The organism is Gordonia sp. 852002-50816_SCH5313054-c, assembly GCF_001665925.1.
In the GTDB taxonomy this organism is placed as follows: Bacteria; Actinomycetota; Actinomycetes; order Mycobacteriales; family Mycobacteriaceae; genus Gordonia; species Gordonia jacobaea.
In genome coordinates this window covers 1-1,484 of record NZ_LZTE01000052.1, presented here as the reverse complement: position 1 = coordinate 1,484, position 1,484 = coordinate 1, and the positions used below count along the sequence as shown (strand labels likewise).

1 protein-coding gene is annotated in these 1,484 nt (G+C 68.5%); it reads left to right on the top strand.

Annotation, left to right across the window (positions count from 1 at the left end):
* Positions 1-1,484 (top strand): condensation domain-containing protein (locus tag A5788_RS12320; protein ID WP_231895595.1); only part of this gene is annotated, 1,484 nt, incomplete at both ends.

The window sequence follows — 1,484 nt, the reverse complement described above, 5'->3', positions numbered from 1 at the left end:
AGACCGCGTGACAGCGGTGGCGCGACCGGCGCGGGTGCCACTATCCGTCGCGCAGTCGCGGATGTGGTTCATCAACCAGTTCGAACCCGGGACCGCCACCTACAACATCCCGGCGCTCCTGCGACTTCGCGGAACGCTTGACCTCGTCGCCCTGCGCCATGCTGTCGAAGACGTGGTCGCTCGCCACGAGGTGCTGCGGACGACATTCCCCGCCGTCGACGGAACCCCGGTGCAGGTGATCCACCCGGCGCACCGCGTCGCAGCGGAACTCGACTTTGCCGTCGTCTCGGACGAACAGGCCCTCGCCGACGCCGTGGGCACCGGATTCGACGTCACCGAATCACTGCCGCTCAGGGTGCGCGTCGCACCGGTGGGTCCCGACGAGCACATCGTTGCCGTCGTCGCCCATCACATCGCGGCAGACGGTGAGTCGATGCGTCCGCTCGTGGCCGATCTGGTCACGGCGTACGTCGCACGTTCGGCGGGAACGACGCCCGAATTCGTCCCGCTGGCAGTGCAATTCGCCGACTACGCGATCTGGCAGCACCATGTGCTCGGCGATCCCGAAGATCCCGAATCGGTGGTGGGGCGACAGCTCACGCACTGGGTCGCGGAGCTCGCGGGGCTCCCCGACGTCATCGATCTGCCGACGGATCGTCCACGTCCGCGAGTCGCCACTCATCGCGGTGCTCGCATGCAGGTGGCCATCCCCGCGGAGATCGCAGATCGGATCGCTGCGACAGCGGCCGAACGGGGCGTCACCGCGTTCATGATTGTCCACGCCGCGCTGTCGGTACTGCTCGCGCGCCTGTCGGGAAGCACCGACATCGCCGTCGCGACACCGGTTGCCGGGCGCGGACACACAGTGCTCGATCCGCTCGTCGGCATGTTCGTCAACACCCTCGTACTGCGCACCGAGGTCGACCCAGGTGAATCGTTCGTCGACCTGCTCGACCGGATTCGGGTGACCGACCTCGATGCGTTCACTCACGCCGACGTCCCGTTCGAGACCATCGTCGACGCGCTGGATCCGGTGCGCTCCGAGGCGTTCGCGCCGCTGGCTCAGGTCATGCTCTCGCTGGAGACGGGCGCGGTCGCCGATCCCACGGTGCGCGTCGCCGCGCTCGAGGTGGAGCCGGTCGACGTCCCAAGCGTCCCGGCGCAACTCGACCTCGCTCTCACGGTGACGACCGCGCCGTCCGGCGATGACTGGCAGTGCTCGATCGTCTACGCCACCGACCTGTTCGACGACGTGACCATCTCGACATTCGCCGACCGCTACCTCGCGTTGTTGGCCGGTGTGACGGCGGCCCCGGCAGACGCCGTCGGCGACACGACGTTGATCTCGCCTGCCGAAACGGCGGCCGTCCTGTCCGCCGCGACCGGACCGACCACGGTGCCGATCGCCGAGACGGTTGCTGATGCTGTTGCGGCGCAGGTGGTTCGGTCGCCGGGTGCGCCTGCGTTGTGGTGTGGGGGTCGGG